This is a genomic window from Sphingomonas sp. NIC1, from assembly GCF_001638925.1.
In the GTDB taxonomy this organism is placed as follows: domain Bacteria; phylum Pseudomonadota; class Alphaproteobacteria; order Sphingomonadales; family Sphingomonadaceae; genus Sphingomonas; species Sphingomonas aquatilis.
This window is the reverse complement of the sequence record NZ_CP015521.1, coordinates 1819298-1838372: the sequence shown is the minus strand read 5'-3', so window position 1 is coordinate 1838372 and position 19075 is coordinate 1819298. Positions and strand designations below refer to the sequence as shown.

General features: G+C 64.8%; 16 protein-coding genes. 4 read left to right on the top strand and 12 right to left on the bottom strand.

Features of this window, described 5'->3' with window-relative positions; genetic code table 11:
• Positions 1-15: 15 nt before the first annotated feature.
• Positions 16-3111 (bottom strand): TonB-dependent receptor domain-containing protein, encoded by a 3096-nt coding sequence (locus A7E77_RS08875; RefSeq protein ID WP_063687299.1) that lies wholly within the window; start codon positions 3109-3111, stop codon positions 16-18.
• A gap of 366 nt (positions 3112-3477) precedes the next feature.
• A complete protein-coding gene (locus tag A7E77_RS08870; protein WP_063687297.1) occupies positions 3478-3846 on the bottom strand; it encodes a hypothetical protein in 369 nt (122 codons plus the stop codon).
• 130 nt (positions 3847-3976) lie between these two features.
• On the opposite strand from A7E77_RS08870, the gene uvrA reads away from it, so the two are divergent.
• Complete coding sequence (uvrA, locus tag A7E77_RS08865) at positions 3977-6862, top strand: excinuclease ABC subunit UvrA (RefSeq protein ID WP_063687295.1); 2886 nt, start codon at positions 3977-3979, stop codon at positions 6860-6862.
• Between the two features lie 9 nt (positions 6863-6871).
• Here the strand turns inward: uvrA and A7E77_RS17345 are convergent, their stop codons facing one another.
• Entirely contained in the window at positions 6872-7744 is an 873-nt protein-coding gene (locus A7E77_RS17345; protein WP_078462257.1) for an FRG domain-containing protein, read from the bottom strand.
• A gap of 601 nt (positions 7745-8345) precedes the next feature.
• Positions 8346-8618, bottom strand: a complete 273-nt coding sequence (locus A7E77_RS08860) for a BrnA antitoxin family protein (RefSeq protein ID WP_078462255.1) — start codon at positions 8616-8618, stop codon at positions 8346-8348.
• A 343-nt stretch (positions 8619-8961) separates the two neighbouring features.
• On the opposite strand from A7E77_RS08860, the gene A7E77_RS08855 reads away from it, so the two are divergent.
• The 3 genes from A7E77_RS08855 to A7E77_RS08845 all read left to right on the top strand — a co-directional run bounded on the left by A7E77_RS08855 (position 8962) and on the right by A7E77_RS08845 (position 11705).
• Positions 8962-9750, top strand: a complete 789-nt coding sequence (locus tag A7E77_RS08855; RefSeq protein ID WP_063687293.1) for a class II aldolase/adducin family protein — start codon at positions 8962-8964, stop codon at positions 9748-9750.
• A gap of 170 nt (positions 9751-9920) precedes the next feature.
• Positions 9921-11084, top strand: coding sequence for an alpha-hydroxy-acid oxidizing protein (locus A7E77_RS08850; protein WP_063687291.1), 1164 nt, complete (start codon positions 9921-9923; stop codon positions 11082-11084).
• A 129-nt stretch (positions 11085-11213) separates the two neighbouring features.
• Entirely contained in the window at positions 11214-11705 is a 492-nt protein-coding gene (locus tag A7E77_RS08845) for a MucR family transcriptional regulator (RefSeq protein ID WP_017977383.1), read from the top strand.
• A gap of 128 nt (positions 11706-11833) precedes the next feature.
• On the opposite strand, the gene A7E77_RS08840 is transcribed toward A7E77_RS08845, so the two are convergent.
• From A7E77_RS08840 to flgG, 8 genes are all read right to left on the bottom strand, one after another.
• Positions 11834-12736 (bottom strand): flagellar motor protein MotB, encoded by a 903-nt coding sequence (locus A7E77_RS08840; protein ID WP_017977382.1) that lies wholly within the window; start codon positions 12734-12736, stop codon positions 11834-11836.
• 6 nt (positions 12737-12742) lie between these two features.
• A complete protein-coding gene (gene motA / locus A7E77_RS08835) occupies positions 12743-13606 on the bottom strand; it encodes a flagellar motor stator protein MotA (protein WP_020486342.1) in 864 nt (287 codons plus the stop codon).
• A 203-nt stretch (positions 13607-13809) separates the two neighbouring features.
• Entirely contained in the window at positions 13810-14712 is a 903-nt protein-coding gene (gene flgL / locus A7E77_RS08830; protein WP_017977380.1) for a flagellar hook-associated protein FlgL, read from the bottom strand.
• Positions 14713-14720: 8 nt separating this feature from the next.
• Entirely contained in the window at positions 14721-16064 is a 1344-nt protein-coding gene (gene flgK / locus A7E77_RS08825; RefSeq protein WP_017977379.1) for a flagellar hook-associated protein FlgK, read from the bottom strand.
• Positions 16061-16393 carry a rod-binding protein gene (locus A7E77_RS08820; RefSeq protein ID WP_017977378.1) on the bottom strand — a complete coding sequence of 111 codons (333 nt, stop codon included), beginning with the start codon at positions 16391-16393 and terminating at the stop codon, positions 16061-16063. Before A7E77_RS08820 ends, flgK begins: the two co-directional genes overlap by 4 nt.
• The gene (locus A7E77_RS08815) at positions 16390-17490 is read right to left on the bottom strand and encodes a flagellar basal body P-ring protein FlgI (protein WP_063687289.1); all 1101 of its coding nucleotides are present in this window, start codon (positions 17488-17490) and stop codon (positions 16390-16392) included. Before A7E77_RS08815 ends, A7E77_RS08820 begins: the two co-directional genes overlap by 4 nt.
• Before the next feature lie 48 nt (positions 17491-17538).
• The gene (locus A7E77_RS08810) at positions 17539-18276 is read right to left on the bottom strand and encodes a flagellar basal body L-ring protein FlgH (protein ID WP_063687287.1); all 738 of its coding nucleotides are present in this window, start codon (positions 18274-18276) and stop codon (positions 17539-17541) included.
• Position 18277: 1 nt separating this feature from the next.
• Entirely contained in the window at positions 18278-19066 is a 789-nt protein-coding gene (gene flgG, locus A7E77_RS08805) for a flagellar basal-body rod protein FlgG (protein ID WP_024310426.1), read from the bottom strand.
• Positions 19067-19075 lie beyond the last annotated feature (9 nt).

Genomic DNA, 19075 nt, shown 5'->3' with positions numbered 1-19075 from the left:
CCGTCAATGACCCGCTTAGAAGCGGAACGACGCGCCCGCGCGATACTGGCGCCCGATCAGGCCGGCGTAATGCCAGGTGGTCAGGAAGTTCGGCGCGCTCGAATAGGCGGCCGGTGCGACCGGCGCCTTGGCGTCGAACACGTTCTTCACGTTCAGGAAGAAGGTGAACTTGTCGTTGACCTTCACCGTGCCGTTCAGATCGACGTTGATGAACGGGCTGACGTAGCAGAACGCCTGGTTCTGCGGCGACGAACGCGTGTACAAATTGCCGTTCGCGCAATCGAGCGGCAGGCCCTGGTCTTCCGACACCGCCTTGATGCGGCTGACGTAGAACGCCGTCGCCGACAGCGAGTAATCGCCGAAGTCCAGCGTATTCTGCCAGTTGCCGCGCCACGACGGCGTGCCGTTGCCCGACGACAGGTCGTACGGGCCCATCGTGCCGGCATAATGCTGCACACCCGCCGAGGTGACGAGGTTGTACTTGATGACGTGCGTCGCTTCGATGCGGCTGGTGAACTTGATCCCATCGCCCAACGGCACGGTCGCCGTCGCCGAGAAATCGATGCCCGAGGTCAGCGCATAGTTCGCGTTCACATACGGCACGTTGATGATGAGGACACGCGGCAGCGCGTTCGGGAACAGCGGATCGACCGCGTCGGTCGTGTTCACCGAATAGCCCTGGCCGACCCCGGCCACCGCGGTCTGCGCCGCGGCGAGGTTCGCTGAATTGTAATAGGCCGCGACCGCCTTGCCGAAGTCCGGACCGGTGACGATCAGGTTCTTCTTGCGGACGTTGTAATAATCGACCGTCAGGCTCAGCCAGCGTACCGGCTGGAAGATCACGCCGCCGGTGAAGCTGCGCGAGATTTCCGGCTGGAGGTTGGGGTTGCCTGCAAGGCCGCGGCCCAGATTGTAGTTGAGGTTATAGGGGTTGCCGTTCGCCGAGCACGACGCCGCCGTGCCGGTGCCGCCGTGCTGCAGGATAAAGTTACACGGCGGGGTCGTCGACACGAAGCCCGCATACTGGCTGCGCGGACCCGATTCGGCGAAGGTCGGCGCGCGGAAGCCCTCGGCATAGGTGCCGCGGATCGCCAGTTCCTTGATCGGCGTGAACTTGACGCCGACCTTCGGCGAGAAGTGGCTGAAGCCTTCCGAATAATGGTCGTAGCGGCCCGACACGTTCAGCTCGACCTGGTCGAGGATCGGCGCATCGGCTTCAAAATAGGCGGCCGACACGGTGTGCGACCCGAACGCCGAGGCGGTCGACAGGCCGTAGGTGTCCAGCGCGGCATTCTGGTTATTGTTCTCCAGCGTCTCGCGACGCACCTGCCCGCCAATGGCGAGCTGGAGTGGACCGCCCGGCAGGTCGGCGAGGCGTGCGGACAGCGACGCATCCAGCGCCGCCTGGGTCGAGAACGACGGCGTCACCTTGTTGGGCGAGATCGCGTTGCGCACCGCCGCGCTGTTCTGCGACGGGTTGACGAAATTGTACGACCCCGTGTTGATCGCCTGGGCGAGGCCCGCGATGTTGATCAGGCCGCGCTGCGTCAGCTGAATCTCGTCGCGTGCGTACACGCCCTCGACACGCCAGTTGTAACGGCCGTCGCCGAAATTGCCGTTCAGGCCTGCGGTGGCGCGGTACACCTCGTTCTTGCGATCGCTGCCGCCGGGGATGTCGCCGAACAGATAATAGATGCGCGCCGCGCCGTTGGTCGGGTCGTTGGCGAACGCTGCCGCATAGGGGTTGTTCGGGTTGAGCTGGCGGTTCGCCGCGGTCGCGCAATTGGTGCCCGCCGCGCAGATGTACACCGGCAGGACGATGCCGGGGTTGTTCGACGCGACCGACGGTGCGCCGCCGAACGGCTGCGTGTTGCGGATCGCCGAGGGCGTGCCGTTAATGCTGACATCACTGCGGCTGTAGCTGCCAGTGATATAGCCTTCGACGTTGTCGGCGATGCGGACGCTGACGCGGCCCTGCAGCGAGTAGCGCTCCTGCAGCGGCTGAATCTGGCGATACAGGTCGACCAGGTCGTACTTGCAGCCGGTGCCCTGCGCCGAACCGGTGGTGACGGCGAACGTGTCGCGCGCGCAGTTGGCTAGGCCCAGCGCGTCGTAGCGCGTGGTCAGCGGCGCGCCGACCTGGCCGGCGAGCGGGTTGTTAAGGTCGGTCTGGCGGACGCGCGTGACATAGGCGGTCGGGACGTTGACGGTCAGCGACTGGTCGGACGCGTTATTGTCCAGGCCGCCGATCGAGGTCAGGTCCTGCGTGTTGTATGGGAAGCCGCGGCTGTGGTTCGACACGCGGCCGTCGCGCTGATATTCGCCGTTCAGGTAGACGTTGAAGCCCTGGCGGTCATAATCGCCATAGCCCAGCGTCAGCTGCGCGCGCTGGTGGCTGGCATCGCCGCGCTCAGCGACGCCGCCCTCGACCAGGCCGTCGATGCCGGTGAAGTGCTTCTTCAGGATCACGTTGACGACGCCGCCGATCGCATCCGCGCCATAGGTCGACGATGCGCCGTCCTTCAGCACTTCGATCCGGTCGACCAAGCTGAACGGAATCGAGTTGAGGTCGACATAGGCGTTATGGCCGTCGTCGTTCAGCGGGAAATTGGCCGAGCGCAGCCCGTCGATCAGCACCAGCGTCGACGAGACGCCGAGGCCGCGCAGCGACACGGCCGAACCACCGGCCGAGAAGCCCGACTGGAAGCCGGTGCCGATCGAGCCCGCGCTGTCCGCCGAGATCGAACGGATCGCGTCCGACGCGGTGGTGATGCCTGCCTTGGCCAGCGTGTCGCTGGTCAGCACGGTGACCGGCGACGGGGTTTCGGTGTCGGTGCGACGGAACAGCGAACCGGTGACGACGATGTCGCTCGCCTTGTCCTGATCGCTCGCGCCCTGCGTCGTGGTCGGATCGGTCTGCTGATCCTTGATCTCGAGCTGCGCGGGCGTCTGCGTCGCGGTCTGCGCGAACGTCGGAGCGGCCCCCAGCACCAGCGCCAGCGGCGTCGCCGCGGCGAGCAGAGCCGCCTTGCGCGTCACATCGAATCGAGCGGTTTTCGTCACGTATATCCCCTTTGCAACGGCGCCGTTTTCGGTCGCCCCATGCGTCATCGATTTGGAATGTCAGTCTTCTGGACTGCGTGACGCTTGTGTGACTGTCTTGCTCGCGTAAAGCACGTACTACTGACCTATTTCCGCTTTCAGCAACGTTGCGTTGCAAAACAGCCACAGCGAGTGGTGCTATGTTGCGCGGAAGGCCCGGTCACCGACCCCAAGTTGCCGCGACTGGCGGAATGCGGAAATGCCACCCTCGCATCTCCGCCGCGCGGAGCGATGGCGCACACGGGCGCGCGGACTGATCGCTATCGCTCGCGGCGCTAAATGGACATCATCGCGGGTGCACCCTGGACGGTCCCGGCGCCATACAATCGGCCCATATGTCGGACGGACAGTGAGCGCCGCGCAAACCCCGCCGCGTCAGTCTTTCCGACCAAACAATCGCCCCAGCATCGCCTCCGCCGCCTTGCCCACCGCCTCGGCGATCGCCTGCGGATCGGGCTGGGTCTGCGTGCCCTGCGGCGGGACGGGCGGCACCGGGGGCACGGGCGGCACCGGTGCCTCGGGCGGGCGCGGCGCGTCCGGCTTGGCGGCGCGCTCGGTGCGTCCCTTGGCCAGCGCCGCGGTCGCCGCAGCCGCCGCCATCGTCAGCCCCGCCGCCAGCATCTCGCGCCCCTGCGGGCTGTTCGCCTTCTCCAGCAGCGCCCCGCCCACCTCGCGCACCTCCTTGGGCAGCTTCACGCCCAGCACTTCCTTCGGAAGCTTCGCCTTCTTGTGCTTCTTGCCCATCGCGCCTTCTCCTCGTGTGGCACAGACGTAAGACACCGCCGCCTTGCTTTCAATGTGGCTCGAAATCGCGCGCAAGCGTTCCTACCTGCCAGACTAGCATCAGAAACAGAACAGAAGTAGAACCCGCTTCATGCTGACCAAAATCTCCGTCCGCGGCGCGCGCGAGCACAATCTCAAGGACGTCGACGTCGACATCCCCCGCGACACGCTGACGGTCATCACCGGCCTGTCGGGGTCTGGCAAATCGAGCCTCGCCTTCGACACCATCTATGCCGAGGGGCAGCGTCGCTACGTCGAATCGCTGTCGGCCTATGCGCGCCAGTTCCTCGAGCTGATGCAGAAGCCCGACGTCGACCATATCGAGGGCCTGTCGCCCGCCATCTCGATCGAGCAGAAGACGACCTCGCGCAACCCGCGCTCCACCGTCGCGACCGTCACCGAAATCTACGATTACATGCGCCTGCTCTGGGCGCGCGTCGGCATCCCCTATTCGCCCGCCACCGGCGAGCCGATCGCCGCGCAGACGGTCAGCCAGATGGTCGACCGCGTCATGGCGCTGCCCGAGGGCACGCGCCTGTACCTGCTCGCCCCCGTCGTGCGCGGGCGGAAGGGCGAATATCGCAAGGAACTCGCCGAATGGCAGAAGGCGGGCTTCACCCGCGTCCGCATCGACGGCACGATCCATGAGATCGACGAAGCCCCCGCACTCGACAAGAAATACAAGCACGACATCGAGATCGTCGTCGACCGCCTCGTCGTCCGCGCCGATGCCGCCACGCGGCTGGCCGAAAGCTTCGAAACCGCGCTGAAGCTCGCCGACGGCCTCGCCTATATCGACCCGGCCGATCCCGTCGAACCGCACACCCCCAAGTCCGAAGTCCTCGGCGACAACGCGCCCGCCGGCCGCATCGTGTTCAGCGAAAAGTTCGCCTGCCCGATCAGCGGCTTCACCATCGCGGAGATCGAGCCGCGCCTGTTCAGCTTCAACGCCCCCCAGGGCGCCTGCCCGGCGTGCGACGGCCTCGGCGAAAAGCTGCTGTTCGACGAAGACCTCGTCGTCCCCAATCACGACCTCAGCATCAAGAAGGGCGCCGTCGTCCCCTGGGCGAAGTCCAACCCGCCCAGCCCCTATTACATGCAGGTCCTCGGCTCCCTCGCGCGCGAATATAAATTCGACCTCGATACGCCGTGGAAGGACCTGCATCCCGAAACGCAGGACGTCATCCTGTTCGGCACCAAGGGCAAGGCGGTCACGCTCACCTTCGTCGACGGCAAGAAGAGCTACGACGTCAAGAAACCGTTCGAGGGCGTGATCGGCAACCTCAACCGCCGCCTGCTCCAGACCGAGAGCGCGTGGATGCGCGAGGAGCTGGGCAAATACCAGTCGTCGCGCCCGTGCGAGGTCTGCCACGGCGCGCGCCTCAAGCCCGAAGCGCTCGCGGTCAAGATCGCGCATACGGACATCGCCCACGCCACGCACCTCAGCGTGGTCGACGCGCTCGCCTTCTTCACCGATCTGCCCAACCATCTCGGCGACCAGCAGCGCGCGATCGCCGAACGCATCCTGAAGGAGATCGTCGAGCGCCTGGGCTTCCTCAACAATGTCGGCCTCGATTACCTCAACCTCGATCGCACGTCGGGCACGCTGTCGGGCGGCGAGAGCCAGCGTATCCGCCTGGCGTCGCAGATCGGCAGCGGCCTGTCGGGCGTGCTGTACGTCCTCGACGAACCCAGCATCGGCCTGCACCAGCGCGACAACGACATGCTGCTCGCGACGCTCCGCCGCCTGCGCGACCTCGGCAACACCGTGCTGGTGGTCGAGCATGACGAGGATGCGATCCGCACCGCCGATTACGTCATCGACATGGGGCCGGGCGCCGGCGTCCACGGCGGCCAGATCGTGGCGCAGGGCACGCTCAAGCAATTGCTCAAGAGCAAGACCAGCATCACCGCCGATTACCTCAACGGCACCCGCGAAGTCCCCGTCCCCGCGCAACGCCGCAAGGGCAACGGCAAGAAACTGACCGTCCACAACGCCCGCGCCAACAACCTCACCGGCGTGACGGCATCGATCCCGCTCGGCACCTTCACCTGCATCACCGGCGTGTCGGGCTCGGGCAAGTCGAGCTTTACGATCGACACGCTCTACGCCGCCGCCGCACGCACGCTTAACGGCGCGCGCATCCTGGCGGGCAAGCACGACAAGGTCACCGGCCTCCAGCACCTCGACAAGGTCATCGACATCGACCAGTCGCCGATCGGCCGCACGCCGCGGTCGAACCCCGCGACCTACACCGGCAGCTTCACGCAGATCCGCGACTGGTTCGCCGGCCTGCCGGAGGCGCAGGCGCGCGGCTACAAGCCCGGCCGCTTCAGCTTCAACGTCAAGGGCGGCCGCTGCGAGGCGTGCCAGGGCGACGGCGTGCTCAAGATCGAGATGCACTTCCTCCCCGACGTCTACGTCACCTGCGACGTCTGCCACGGCGCGCGCTACAACCGCGAGACGCTGGAGGTGAAGTTCAAGGGCAAGAGCATCGCCGACGTGCTCGACATGACCGTCGAGGATGCCGCGGAGTTCTTCAAGGCCGTGCCCCCGATCCGCGACAAGATGGAAATGCTGGTCGAGGTGGGCCTGGGCTACGTCAAGGTCGGCCAGCAGGCGACCACCCTGTCGGGCGGCGAAGCACAGCGCGTCAAGCTCGCCAAGGAACTCTCGCGCCGCGCCACCGGCAACACGCTCTACATCCTCGACGAACCGACGACCGGCCTGCACTTCGAAGACGTGCGCAAGTTGCTCGAAGTCCTCCACGCGCTGGTCGAGCAGGGCAACACCGTCGTTGTCATCGAACACAATCTCGACGTCATCAAGACGGCGGACTGGATCGTCGATTTGGGGCCGGAAGGCGGCGTGAAGGGCGGCGAGATCGTCGCCACCGGCACGCCGGAGGATGTGGTGAAGGAACCGCGGAGCTTCACGGGGAAGTATCTGGCGCCGTTGTTGAAGGGCGCCAAATGACATATTCCATCATGGAACATATCGCTTGATTAGTTGCCGCGCCGATCTCTCAATGTCTGGATATATAGTGCTATCGTCATAGCCGAGACGACGAAGAGTCCTTCTAATGTCTTCTTTTGCTGATGCAGGAATACGAATAGACCTAACGCCAATGTTTTTCTTGAATGCGGGCCCCTTCGTGCGCTTCAATCCATAAATAATAAACGCACCATTTTGCGCTATAATTCTTTTGTTGTCCATCTTTGGATGAACAAAGTATGGCTTGAATAAATCATCTCGAGATATTCGGGCGCGAAATTCTGGTTTCTCGGAACGTATAAATTGAAACAACCTATCAACGGCATTTATCTTGTGTAGCTCACTAGCCGAACGAGCAGGGGTATCCTCTATAACCTCTTTTTCCTGATTAGTTAAATTGGCAAGATTTGCGATGCAGCTTACAGAATCGCTATCGTAGTACTTTATTCTTTCGTTTGGCACCGAAAGTACAAGTACAGCTCCATCATTTGAGTTTTGATCTCCATCCTCGACAGCAAAATAAAGCGCAGCGAGTGGATTGCGGGATACGTCTAGCAACCTTGTCCTAAGTCCAAAGTGCTGCATTCTTACCAAGCGATCAAACATCGTATCGTCGTTCTCAAAATCGCGAGGGTATAAAGCTATAAGGTCGCGTATAAGTTTATACTCATGGCTTATTGTATCTACGTCTTCGCGGAAGATACTTGGCGCTATAGGCCAATCATATTTAGCGTGTCCCCGAAATACCCGAAATGTGTCATCCTGCGAGACTAATTTGTCAAATATGTCAACAGCTTGACTTACAGAAGTTACGACCGCCACTTCAGGAGGCCGACCTGCTGGAGCAAAATCCGATAGCGCCATCCCCGCCTTCCAAATTTCGTATGACCACACAATGTGAGTCGATTAGGTTATTTGCGAAGCATAGAACTATATTGCTAAATCGTGCAACACGCTCGATAAGTGGACGATGGGTGTTAAAAAGTAAGCTAGAAGCAGCAGCCGTTGACTCAGACATAAACTTGAGATCGGCGCGCGTTTTGGCCATGCCTAGGTTAAGCAATATTGCACTAATGACCGAGCGAACCCCATCGTGTCGGAGTTCGCGACCAGCAGGGGTGCCGCAGCACATGACGCGTGGTTCTGCGCAGAAGCGAAGCGGGCGATGGCGTCCACCGCCCCCAAAATCCCGCACGATCAGGTGATGGCAAAGGCACGGCGGATCATCGATCGGCACCGGATAACCTGACGCTCGCCACCCGCGCGCCCGCTGCCGAGGTCAGGACAGTGTTTGCACGCGGAGGCGCGGAGAACGCGGAGGTGTCGCGTCTGCCGGACGCTCCCGCCATCCCCGCACGGCGAGACAAGCAAAAGACGTCGCCGCGCACGCCCCCTCTCTGCGCCCTCCGCGCCTCCGCGCGGACATAATCCTACCTCCCGGCAGGCGCGCCGATCGCGAGGAACCCTAAAGCCCCGCCGCCTTGCGCAGCGCCGCGTTCATCCGCCCCTGCCAGCCCGGCCCGTCCGCGCGGAATCGCTCGATCACATCGGGGTCGAGCCGCAGTGTCACCTGGCGCTTGGCCTGCTCGCGCAACAGTGGACGGCCACGTACGACACCATCGGGTCCGAGATAGCCGCTCGCCGGGCGAACGACCCTGCCGCCGACGCGAACCTCAGCGATCGCCGCCATGTCCTCCGTCAATTCGGGGGCGTCATCGGGATCAATCCAATCCGACACATCTGATCTCCCATTGGTGCATCCGTCGCATCGAGATCACGCGGCATGCGCCGTCGCGCTCCGTCCAGACCACCGCCACCGCGACCTGCTCCACATGCATCCCTGTTGGACATTCCACGAGACAAACTGTCCTACACGCCCCCGCCTCGCCTACACCGCGCGGCTCGCTTTGCACCGGAGCCGCGCCGCTGATGTCCGATCCCACCGTCCTGCCGCCCGCGATGCTCGCTTCCGCGCAACACGTGCGTGGGCGTGACTTTTGTGACTTTCCGCGGCCGCACGCCCTGTCCCCTCGCCTCGATCCATGGCATCCTAAGCCCATAGAAAAGAGAGAGGATCATCCATGGCCACCGCTCTACGTCCCGATTCCGTTACGGCGTCGCGGCGCGACTCGATCAGCCCCGAGGAATGGGCGCTGCGCGTCGATCTTGCCGCCGCCTATCGCCTGGTCGCGCATTATGGCTGGGACGATCTGATCTTCACGCATCTGTCCGCACGCGTGCCGGGGCCGGAGCATCACTTCCTCATCAACCCCTACAATCTGATGTTCGAAGAGATCACCGCCTCGTCGCTGGTCAAGATCGACCTCGACGGCAACAAGATCGACGATACGCCCGCGCCGGTGAACCGCGCCGGCTTCGTCATCCATTCGGCGATCCATGCCGCGCGCGAGGATGCCGCCGCGGTGCTCCACCTCCACACGCCGCACGGGCAGGCGGTGTCGGCGATGCGCGAAGGGCTGCTGCCCCATACGCAGACCGCGATGATCGCCGGCCACGATGTCGCCTATCACGACTTCGAAGGCATCGCGACCGAGCTGGACGAGCGCGAGCGGCTGGTCGCGGACCTGGGCTCCAAGAGCAGCATGATCCTGCGCAACCACGGCACGCTCGCGGTCGGCGCCAGCGTCGCCCAGGCGTTCGTCCGCATGTACTTCCTCGAACGCGCCTGCGAAGCGCAGATCCTGATGCTCAGCGCGGGGCGGGAGAACCTCAACACCCCCAACCAGGGCGTCGCCGAAAAGGTGGAGGAACAGTCGAGCGGCGCCGGCATGGCGATGCTCGCGCAAGGCCTCGCCTGGCCCGCGCTGCTGCGCAAGCTCGACCGCATCGATCCCAGCTATAAGGAGTAATCGTTCACGCGAAGACGCGAAGACGCAAAGAGGGCGCACCCGGCGAAGCCGCCTCGTCAGCCCTTAGGCGAAGACAGACTAAGGTCCTTCCCAATCGTGACACCTTCGCGTCTTCGCGTCTTCGCGCGACCATAAAGACGCGCTGACGCGCGCAGGTAAAGGCAAGCCCGATGCCCCATTACGGCGACTATCAGAACGCCATCTACTTCGCCGGCCTGTCGGGCGTGGTGCCCAAGGTGCCCGTCGACTTCGCCACGCTCGCCGCCCGCGCCACCGCGGCGATGCCGGCATCGGTGCGCGATTACGTCCAGGGCGGCTGCGGCGACGAATATACGCAGGACCATAACGCCGCCGCCTTCCGCCACTGGGGTATGGTGCCGCGGATGATGGTCGATTGCTCGACCCGCGACCTGTCGATCGACCTGTTCGGCCTGCGCCTGCCCAGCCCGATCTTCATGGCGCCGATCGGCGTTACCGGGCTGATGACCCCCGACGGCCACGGCGACCTCGCCGCCGCCCGCGCCGCCGCCGCGACGCGCGTGCCGCTGGTCGCCTCCACCTTGTCCAACGATCCGCTGGAGGACGTGGCACAGGCGATGGGCGACACCCCCGGCTTCTTCCAGCTCTATACGCCCAAGGATCGCGACCTCGCCGCCAGCCTTGTCTCCCGCGCGGAGGCGGCGGGCTACAAGGGCATCGTGGTGACGCTCGACACCTGGGTCACCGGCTGGCGCCCCCGCGACCTCAACACCGGCAATTTCCCGCAGCTGCGCGGCCATGTGCTGACGAACTACTTCAGCGACCCCGTCTTCCGCCGCCTGCTGCAAACCCCGCCCGAGCAGGACCCCGCCGCCGCGGTGCGCAGCTGGGCGGCGACGTTCGGCAAGGTGCTGACGTGGGACGACATGCCTTGGCTGCGCTCGCTCACCAAACTGCCGCTGATCCTGAAGGGCATCTGCCACCCCGACGATGCGCGCCGCGCCATCGATACCGGGGCCGACGCCATCTATTGCTCGAACCACGGCGGCCGGCAGGCGAACGGCGGCATCGCCGCGATCGACATGCTACCGGGCGTCGTCGCCGCGGCAGGCGACACGCCCGTCCTGTTCGACTCCGGCGTCCGCTCGGGCAGTGACGTGGTGAAGGCGCTGGCGCTGGGCGCCACCGCGGTCGGTATCGGCCGCCCCTATAGCTACGGCCTGGCGCTCGACGGCGCGGCCGGCGCAGCGCACGTCCTGCGCTGTATCTTGGCCGAGGCGGACCTGCTGATGGCGGTCAACGGCTATCCGGATCTTGCCGCCGTGCGGGCCGCAGGCGCGTCACGATCGGCCTGATCAGTCTTGATGACAGTATTTTCATTCCCTTTTCTAAATTTGACTTGATCTATCTATCAATTCGGGTCGCCGCAGGCTTGACGCGCCTTGTCTCATGTCTAGGGCTATTGTCAGTCAAAGGAGCAAACTATGACTGATGAAACGTCCGACCTGAATGCCGTCGAACTGGCAACCGAACTGACGATTGCTTGGCTCGGCAACCCCAACACCCGTATTTCCGCTGATGAGGTTCCGGCCTTCCTCGGCAAGATGCACGACACCGTCTCGGCGCTGCTTGGCACCGGCACCACGGAAACGGAAAGCGCACCGGCGACTGAATATACGCCCGCGGTTTCGGTGCGTAAGTCGCTGGCGTCGAAGGATCACATCATCTCGATGATCGACGGCAAGCCGTACAAGACCTTGCGTCGTCACCTCGCCACCCATGGCATGACGCCGGCCGAATATCGCGAACGCTATGGCCTGAAGCCGGATTACCCGATGGTCGCCGAAACCTATTCGGAAAGCCGCCGCGCGATGGCCAAGAAGATCGGTCTCGGCCGCAAGCCGGGCGCACGCAAGGGCGATGGCGCCGCCGCTGCCAAGCGCGGTCGCAAGCCGGCGGACGCCGTCGAGGCCTGATCGGCCACGCCCCTCCGCCGCCGCCCCCACGGCGCTGGAGGGGACGAACGCAAGACCCGCGCGGAAGGGATGCCTTCCGCGCGGGTCTTTCGTATCCGGCGATGACGAGGGGCCGCTATTGGGGGCCGCTATTGGCCGAACGCGCCCTTGCGATACAGCAGGGTGATCGCGACGCGGCGATTGCGCGGATCGCCGGGGTCGTTGACGACGATCGGCTCGCGATCCGCCACGCCCTCGATCCGCTCGAAGCGCGATTCCGGGATGCCGCCCAGCGCCAGCCGACGCCGCGTTGATTCCGCGCGGCCGGACGACAGCATCCAGTTGTTCATCGCCCTGGGGTCGCCATAGGGTACGCTGTCGGTATGGCCGCGGATCATGATCGTGTTGGGCGTCCCCGCGATCGTGCCGGCGATCATCCCGATCAGGTCCGACGCCCGCGAATCCAGTGCCGTCGTACCCAGCGCGAACATCGAATAATCGGCATCGTCGACCAGATCGATGCGCAGCCCGTCCTGCGTCGGCACGAAGCGGATATGGCTCGCGAGCTTCGACAGGCTCTTCGAACTCATGATCTGCTTCTCGATCTCCTGCTTGATCGCCTCGAACGCCTTCTGGTCGAGCGCGGTCGCGGTCGGATTGCGCAGCGATCCCTTGTCGCCCGTGCCGCTGCGGTCGCCGCCGGTCTGCATGATCGGCACGCCGATCGACGCGATCGGCGCCGCCGCCGCCTTCGGACCCAGCTTGTTGTTGCTGAGGATCGATTCGCCGCCCAGCACGCCATTGCCGCCCAGGCCCAGCGACTTCTTGTCGATTAGGGTCGGCGCGAAATAGTCGGCGATGCCCTTGCGCTGCTTCTCCGTGGTCGCGCCGAGCAGCCACAGGAGCAGGAAGAACGCCATCATCGCGGTCACGAAGTCGGCATAGGCGACCTTCCACGCACCGCCATGGTGACCACCACCGGCGATGGTGATCTTCTTGACGATGACGATCTTGGGCGGCTGGTTGTTGCCGTGCGGTGCTGCGCGCGCCATCGGATCTTACTTGCCGCGCAAGCCGTCGAACACCTCGGCAAAGCCGGGCTGGTTCTTGTGCGCGATACCGCTGCGCGCGGCCTCGATCACCAGCGGCTGCGGGTGGCCGTGCAGCGAAGCGATGATGATCTGCTTGACGACGTGATAGATGGCGGCATCGGCATGGATGATCTGCTTCAGGCGCCCGGCGAGCGGATTAACGATGCCGTAGGCCAGCAACACGCCCATGAACGTACCGACCAGCGCCGATCCGATCATGCCGCCCAGCACCGACGGTGGCTTGTCGATCGACCCCATCGTCTTCACGATACCGAGCACCGCGGCGACGATGCCGAGCGCGGGCAGCGAATCGGCGAGGCTGGTCAGCGTATGCTCCGGCCCCTCGACCTCGTGGTGGTGCGACTTGATCGCATGATCCATCACCTCCTCGACCGCATGCACGTCGAGCGTGCCCGACGACACAACGACCAGGCGCAGCGTATCGGCGATCAGATTGACCAAAGTGTGATCGGCAAGCAGGCGCGGATATTCGCTGAACACCGACGACGACTTGGGGTCCTCGACATGCGGTTCGAGCGCGATCGGACCGTCCATGCGCAGCATCTTCATCAGCTTGCTGACGAGGAAGATGACGTCGAGATAGTCCTGCTTCTTGTACTTGGGCCCCTTGAACACCTTGGCGAGGCCGCCGCCCATCGCCTTCAACTCGGCGCCCGAGTTGCCGATGATCAGCGCGCCCGCTGCGGCGCCGCCGATGATGAGCATCTCGTGCGGGATCGCCTCGAACACGGGGCCAAGGGCACCGCCGGTGATGGCGAAACCGCCGAACACCATGCCGAGTAGAACGACGAGACCGATCGCAGGAAACACTGTGGGAACCCCCGTTTAGCCGGCGATGCCGACTCTTGTGGCTTACCTGGTTAACCGCATTTCCTAGACAAGTGGTTACCATGCCCCGGATTTGGCCGTTCCGGACAAAAACCTGTGGCAACACCCCGCTGCGCGAACGGCACATGGGCCCGACCGCCGCTCGCGCGGCGACGGGACATCACGGACGTCGGTCTTGGCCTACGTTACTTCAGGTAATCGAACAGCGAGAGCTGCGAGAGCTTGGTGAAGCTCGCCTGCGACGCCGACAGCGCGGTCATCATCTGCTGCAATTGGACGATCGCGTCGGTGACGTCGACCTGCTCCAGCTTGCCGCGCAGATCGGCGCGATCGGTGTTCGCCGTGGTCAACAATTGCTGTTGCAGATCGACGCGTGCCGAACGCGACCCGACCGAGGCCTGCACGTTGGCGACCTGGTCAACGGCCTGGCTCAGCGAATCGAGCGCCGTGCTCATCGACGACGACACGTCGCCGCCGCCGTTCAGCGTCGCCGCCATGCGGCTCAGCATCGCCAACGTATTGTCGCCATTGCCCAGGTCGAAGATCGTCTTGGCGCTCTCGGTCGCCTGGATCGTCTGGCCATCGGCGATCGGCACTTCGGATACGAGGGTGTTGTTCGCCGGGAAGGTGAAGGTGCCGTTGCCATTGTCGGTCACCGCCTTCGTGCCGTCGACGGTGCCGAACAGCGGCTGGCCGCGCACGTTGCGCGAATTGGCGAGCGTGACCAGCGACTGCACGACCGAGGTGATTTCTGTCGCGATGCTCTTGCGCGCGGCGTCGGTCTGCGTCCCGGTCGCCGCCTGCGTCGCGAGTTCGGTCGCGCGCGTCAGCTGTGCGGTGATCTGCTTGAGCACACCATCCGCCTGATCGAGCAGCGAGCTCGCCAGCGTCAGATTGGTGCCGTACACCGCCGCATCGGCGTCGCGACGATCGAGTTCGGCGAGCTGCTGCGCGCCGGCGGGGTCGTCGGACGGCTTGATCAGCTTTTTGCCGGTCGCGATCTGCGTCTGCAGTTCCTGCGCCTTGTCGCTCATCTTGGTTAAGCGGCTGGAGGCGTTGCTGTAGAACAGGCTGGTCGAAATCTGCATGGGCAATCCTACCGCATATCCAGAAGCGTCTGCATCGTCTCACGCGCGACCTGGATCACGCGACTCGAGGCGGCATAGGCCTGTTGGAAGCGAATGAGATCGACCGCCTCCGAATCGAGATTGACGCCGGTCGATGAGGACAGCGCCGTCGCCGCGCCATCGCGGATCGACGTCTGCGCGTCCGCGATCGTGTTCTTCTGCTTGTAGGCGGTGGCATTGTCGGTGACGAGCGTCGTCAGCTGCGCCTCATAGCCCTTGCTGTTCCGCGTCGCTTCCAGCGCGGCGAGGTTGGACGCATCGCGCGATCCGCCACCGGTGCCCGCCGCGATTTGGCTGCCGACGAAACCGGTAGCGACGCTCATTTCGGTCGCCGGCCGCGTCTGGTCGATGACGAACATCGCGGCGCCGGTCTGGTTGTTCTGGTCCTTGCCCGCCGCCTGGTTGTCGTTGACCGTCTTGACGAACTGCCCCGCGACCGAATTGAGCACGTCGCGGATCGACGAGGCCCGCTGCGCGCCATCCACCAGACCCCCAAGCGTGCCGCCGCCGGGGGTGATCTGCGTCTTCTCGATCCCCACCGTGATGCTGAAGGCGATCTTGCCGGTGTCGTCGCGCGCGTAGGTGACGGTGCCGGCACCGGTGCCGCGCACGAACGGCGCGCCGCTCGATCCGCCCAGGTTGACCGTCGCCCGCCCGATCGAATCGAACGTCGTGGTGATGTCGCTGAGGTTGCTCATCTGCGACAGGACGTCGTCGCGCTGGTCCATCAGCTGCGCCGCCGCGGTGCTGCCCGGCTGCGAACGACTGATGCCTTCGTTGATCTTGGACAGCGACACGCCGAGCGAGGTCAGATCCTGCGCGGCCTGATTGCCGGCGGTATCGATATCGGCATCGATCTGGTCGAACGCCTTTCCCGTCGCGGTGAAGGCGATGGCGGCAGACGTCGCGGCGCTCACCATACCGGTGCGCAACGCGGTCGAATCGGGTTCGGCGGCGAGCGCCTGCGCCGCGCCGAAGAAATTGGTGACGCGCGACGTCAGCGCATTGCCGGTCAGCGCGCCCTGGATACGGTCCAGCCAAGCCGCACCGCTGGTGGTGCGCGACAGGTCGCTGTTCGCGGCGCGCAGCGCGCGGCTGGAATAGATGTCGGTCGATCGGGTTACGCCGGTCAGCGTGACGCCGTTGCCCGCGGCATAAGCGAAGGTCGTGCCGACGCCGGCCACTTCGTTCAGCGCGACCTGTCGACGCGTGTAGCCGGCCGAATTCACGTTGGCGATATTCTCGCCAACGGTCGCAAGCGCGGTTTGATACGCGCGGACGCCGGACGCGCCGATCGACAGCATATCGCTCATTTGGGCGGATCTGCCGTGGAGTCGTTAAGATCCGATTGCTTCTTGGCGAGGAAGGCGGTCATCGCCTTGCCGATGCCGAGCGGCGTCGTTTCCGACATCGTCTGCGCGACGCGGGCGTCCTGCATTTCGGTGAAGGTGTCGATCGCCTTCGAATCGAACAGCGGATCGGCAAGCTTGGCCTGCCGCATGCTCTTCAGCATCATGCCGGTGAACACCGCCTCGAACTGCTGGCCCGCCTTCTTCAGGTTATCTGCGGTCTTGAGGCGCGACGTATCGGTCGAGATGCCCCCGGCACCAGCGACGCCATTCGAGATCGACGGACCCGTCACAGGACGATCAACTCCGCCTTCAGGCTGCCGGCTTCCTTCAGCGCTTCCAGGATCGCGACCAGATCGGCGGGCGACGCACCGATCGCGTTCACCGCCTTCACCACATCGGCGAGCTTCGGCCCGGGCGTGAGCAGGAACATCGGCTTCTTCTCCTCCTCGACCGACACGTTGGACTTGCGCTCCAGCGCGGTCTGGCCCTGGCTGAACGGAGCAGGCTGGCTGATCCGCTGGTTCTCGTCGATGCGCACGGTCAGCTTGCCGTGCGTCACCGCAGCCGGACCCACCCTGACCGCAGAATTGATAACGACCGTTCCGGTGCGTGCATTTACAATTACTTTTGCCGGCGGCTCGGCCGACACGACGTCGAGGTTCTCGATCGTCGACATCAGCGTCGCACGCACATCGGCGCCGGGCGGCGCGCGCACCGCGATCGACACGCCGTCGATCGCCTCGGCGGTGCCGAAGCCCAGCTTCGCATTGATCGCCTGCGCGACGTTCTGCGCCGTGGTGAAATCGGCCCGCGCAAGGTTGAAGGTCAGGTTGGGCGTCGAATCGAAGCCGGTCGCGACCGCACGTTCGACGGTGGCGCCATCCGGAATACGCCCGGCGGAGGGCACGTTGACGACGATCTTCGATCCGTCGGCGCCCTCGGCACCCAGGCCGCCGACGGCAAGGTTGCCCTGCGCCATCGCATAGATCTGGTTATCCGCACCCAGCAGCGGCGTCAGCACCAGGCTGCCGCCGCGCAAGGACTTGGCCTTGCCCATCGAAGCGACGGTGATGTCCAGCTTCTGTCCCGGCTTGGCGAAGGGCGGCAGATCGGCGGTGATCATCACGACCGCCGCGTTCTTCATCCCCGGATTGGCACCCGGCGGCAGCTGCAGGCCGAAGCGCGACGCGACGGCCTTGAGCGACTGAACGGTATATTCCAAATTGTCGTCGCCCGTGCCGGGCAGGCCGACGACCACGCCATAGCCGGTCAGCTGGTTCGAACGGATGCCCTGGAAACCGCCCAGATCCTTGATCCGGTCGGCCTCGGCGGGCGCAGCGACGAAAGCCAGAGCGGCGGCGAGCGAGAGGATCAGACGGCGGAACATGGGCAGCAGCCTGCACTTCCTATGGTTAACAACGCGTCAAGACGGCCGTCAGAACGGCGACACGACGGAGAAGAAGCGGCTGAGCCAGCCCTGCCGCCCGGCGCGCGCGACGTCGCCCTTGCCGGTGTAGGAGATCTGCGCATCGGCGACGCGGGTGGACAGCACGCGATTGTCGGCGCTGATGTCGGCGCTGCGCACCAGCCCCTTGATACGCACGAACTCATCGCCGCGGTTCAGCGTCACGCGCTTCTGCCCCTGCACCAGCATCGTGCCGTTGGGATAGACCGCCGCAACCGTGACGGAGACTTCGCCCGACAGCGAATTGGCCTGGTTCGCCTGCCCCTGTCCGTTGAAGCCGCGCGTGCCGCTCATCGACGCATCGGTCGCGCCGAACAGGCTCAGCGGTCCGGTGGTCGGCGGCGTGATGCCGCCCTGCCCGCTCGAATCGAGCTTCGAGCTCGACGATTTGGAGGCGGCCGTGTTCTCGACCAGCACGATGGTCAGCGGATCGCCGACGCGGCGCGCGCGCCAGCCTTCGTACAGCGGCGCATAGCCGTCGCTCGCCTGGAAGATCGCGCCATTGGCCGGGGCCGGCGGCGGCGTCATAGGCGCGCGCACGACGGTGAAGTCCTCCGCCGGCTTCTTCTTGCCGAAGATGCTGGCGTTCGCCTCGCCGGGCGTGAGCGCGGCAAGCACGAGCAGGCTGGACGCCGCGGCGAGGGCGATCTCGGCCCAGTGGCTGACGACGAAGGCGCCGGGGCGGAAGGGGTTGGGTGCGGAGGCCATGTTACAGGTTCTGGTTCACGTATTTGAGCATTTCATCGGAGGACGAGATCATCTTGGAATTGACCTCATAGGCGCGCTGCGTCTCGATCATGTCGACGAGTTCCTCGACGACGTTGACGTTCGACGCTTCCAGGCTGCCCTGGCGCACGTTGCCGCGGCCGTCCTGCCCAGCGATGCCGAGGTTGGCGGCACCCGACGAGGCGGTTTCGCGCAGGTAATTGTCGCCGGTCGATTGCAGGCCGGTGGGATTGGGGAAGCTCGCGATCTGGATCTGGCCCAGCGTGCTGCCCGTCGTCTGCCCGGGGATCTGCGCGGTGACGGTGCCGTCGGTGCCGATCGACACCGAGGTCGCGTTCGCCGGCACGGTGATGCCCGGCTGGACCTGATAGCCCTCCGACGTCACCAGCAGGCCTTCCGGGCTGCGGTTGAAGTTGCCCGCGCGCGTATAGCCCAGCTGGCCGCCCGGCATCTGGATCTGGAAATAGCCGTCGCCATCCAGCGCCAGGTCGAAGCTGTTGCCGGTCTGCGTCAGCGACCCCTGCGTGTCGATCCGCGCCGTGCCCTGTACGCGCACACCGGTGCCGAGGTTGAGGCCGGTCGCATACTTCGTTTCCGCGGTCGACTGGGACCCCGGCGCCGTGACCGTCTGATAGGCCAGCGTCTCGAACGCGGCGCGATCCTTCTTGAACGCCGTCGTGTTGACGTTCGCGAGGTTGTTCGAAATGACTCGCATGCGCGTATCCTGGGCGTCGAGCCCGGTGCGCGCGATATGCATGGCGGAGGATGACATGCTCTTCGT

Coding starts and splice junctions, on each gene's coding strand:
- A7E77_RS08875 (WP_063687299.1), bottom strand. CDS start 3,111: ATGACGCATGGGGCGACCGAAAACGGCGCCGTTGCAAAGGGGATATAC.
- A7E77_RS08870 (WP_063687297.1), bottom strand. CDS start 3,846: ATGGGCAAGAAGCACAAGAAGGCGAAGCTTCCGAAGGAAGTGCTGGGC.
- uvrA (WP_063687295.1), top strand. CDS start 3,977: ATGCTGACCAAAATCTCCGTCCGCGGCGCGCGCGAGCACAATCTCAAG.
- A7E77_RS17345 (WP_078462257.1), bottom strand. CDS start 7,744: ATGGCGCTATCGGATTTTGCTCCAGCAGGTCGGCCTCCTGAAGTGGCG.
- A7E77_RS08855 (WP_063687293.1), top strand. CDS start 8,962: ATGGCCACCGCTCTACGTCCCGATTCCGTTACGGCGTCGCGGCGCGAC.
- A7E77_RS08850 (WP_063687291.1), top strand. CDS start 9,921: ATGCCCCATTACGGCGACTATCAGAACGCCATCTACTTCGCCGGCCTG.
- A7E77_RS08845 (WP_017977383.1), top strand. CDS start 11,214: ATGACTGATGAAACGTCCGACCTGAATGCCGTCGAACTGGCAACCGAA.
- A7E77_RS08840 (WP_017977382.1), bottom strand. CDS start 12,736: ATGGCGCGCGCAGCACCGCACGGCAACAACCAGCCGCCCAAGATCGTC.
- flgL (WP_017977380.1), bottom strand. CDS start 14,712: ATGCAGATTTCGACCAGCCTGTTCTACAGCAACGCCTCCAGCCGCTTA.
- flgK (WP_017977379.1), bottom strand. CDS start 16,064: ATGAGCGATATGCTGTCGATCGGCGCGTCCGGCGTCCGCGCGTATCAA.
- A7E77_RS08815 (WP_063687289.1), bottom strand. CDS start 17,490: ATGTTCCGCCGTCTGATCCTCTCGCTCGCCGCCGCTCTGGCTTTCGTC.
- A7E77_RS08810 (WP_063687287.1), bottom strand. CDS start 18,276: ATGGCCTCCGCACCCAACCCCTTCCGCCCCGGCGCCTTCGTCGTCAGC.
- flgG (WP_024310426.1), bottom strand. CDS start 19,066: ATGTCATCCTCCGCCATGCATATCGCGCGCACCGGGCTCGACGCCCAG.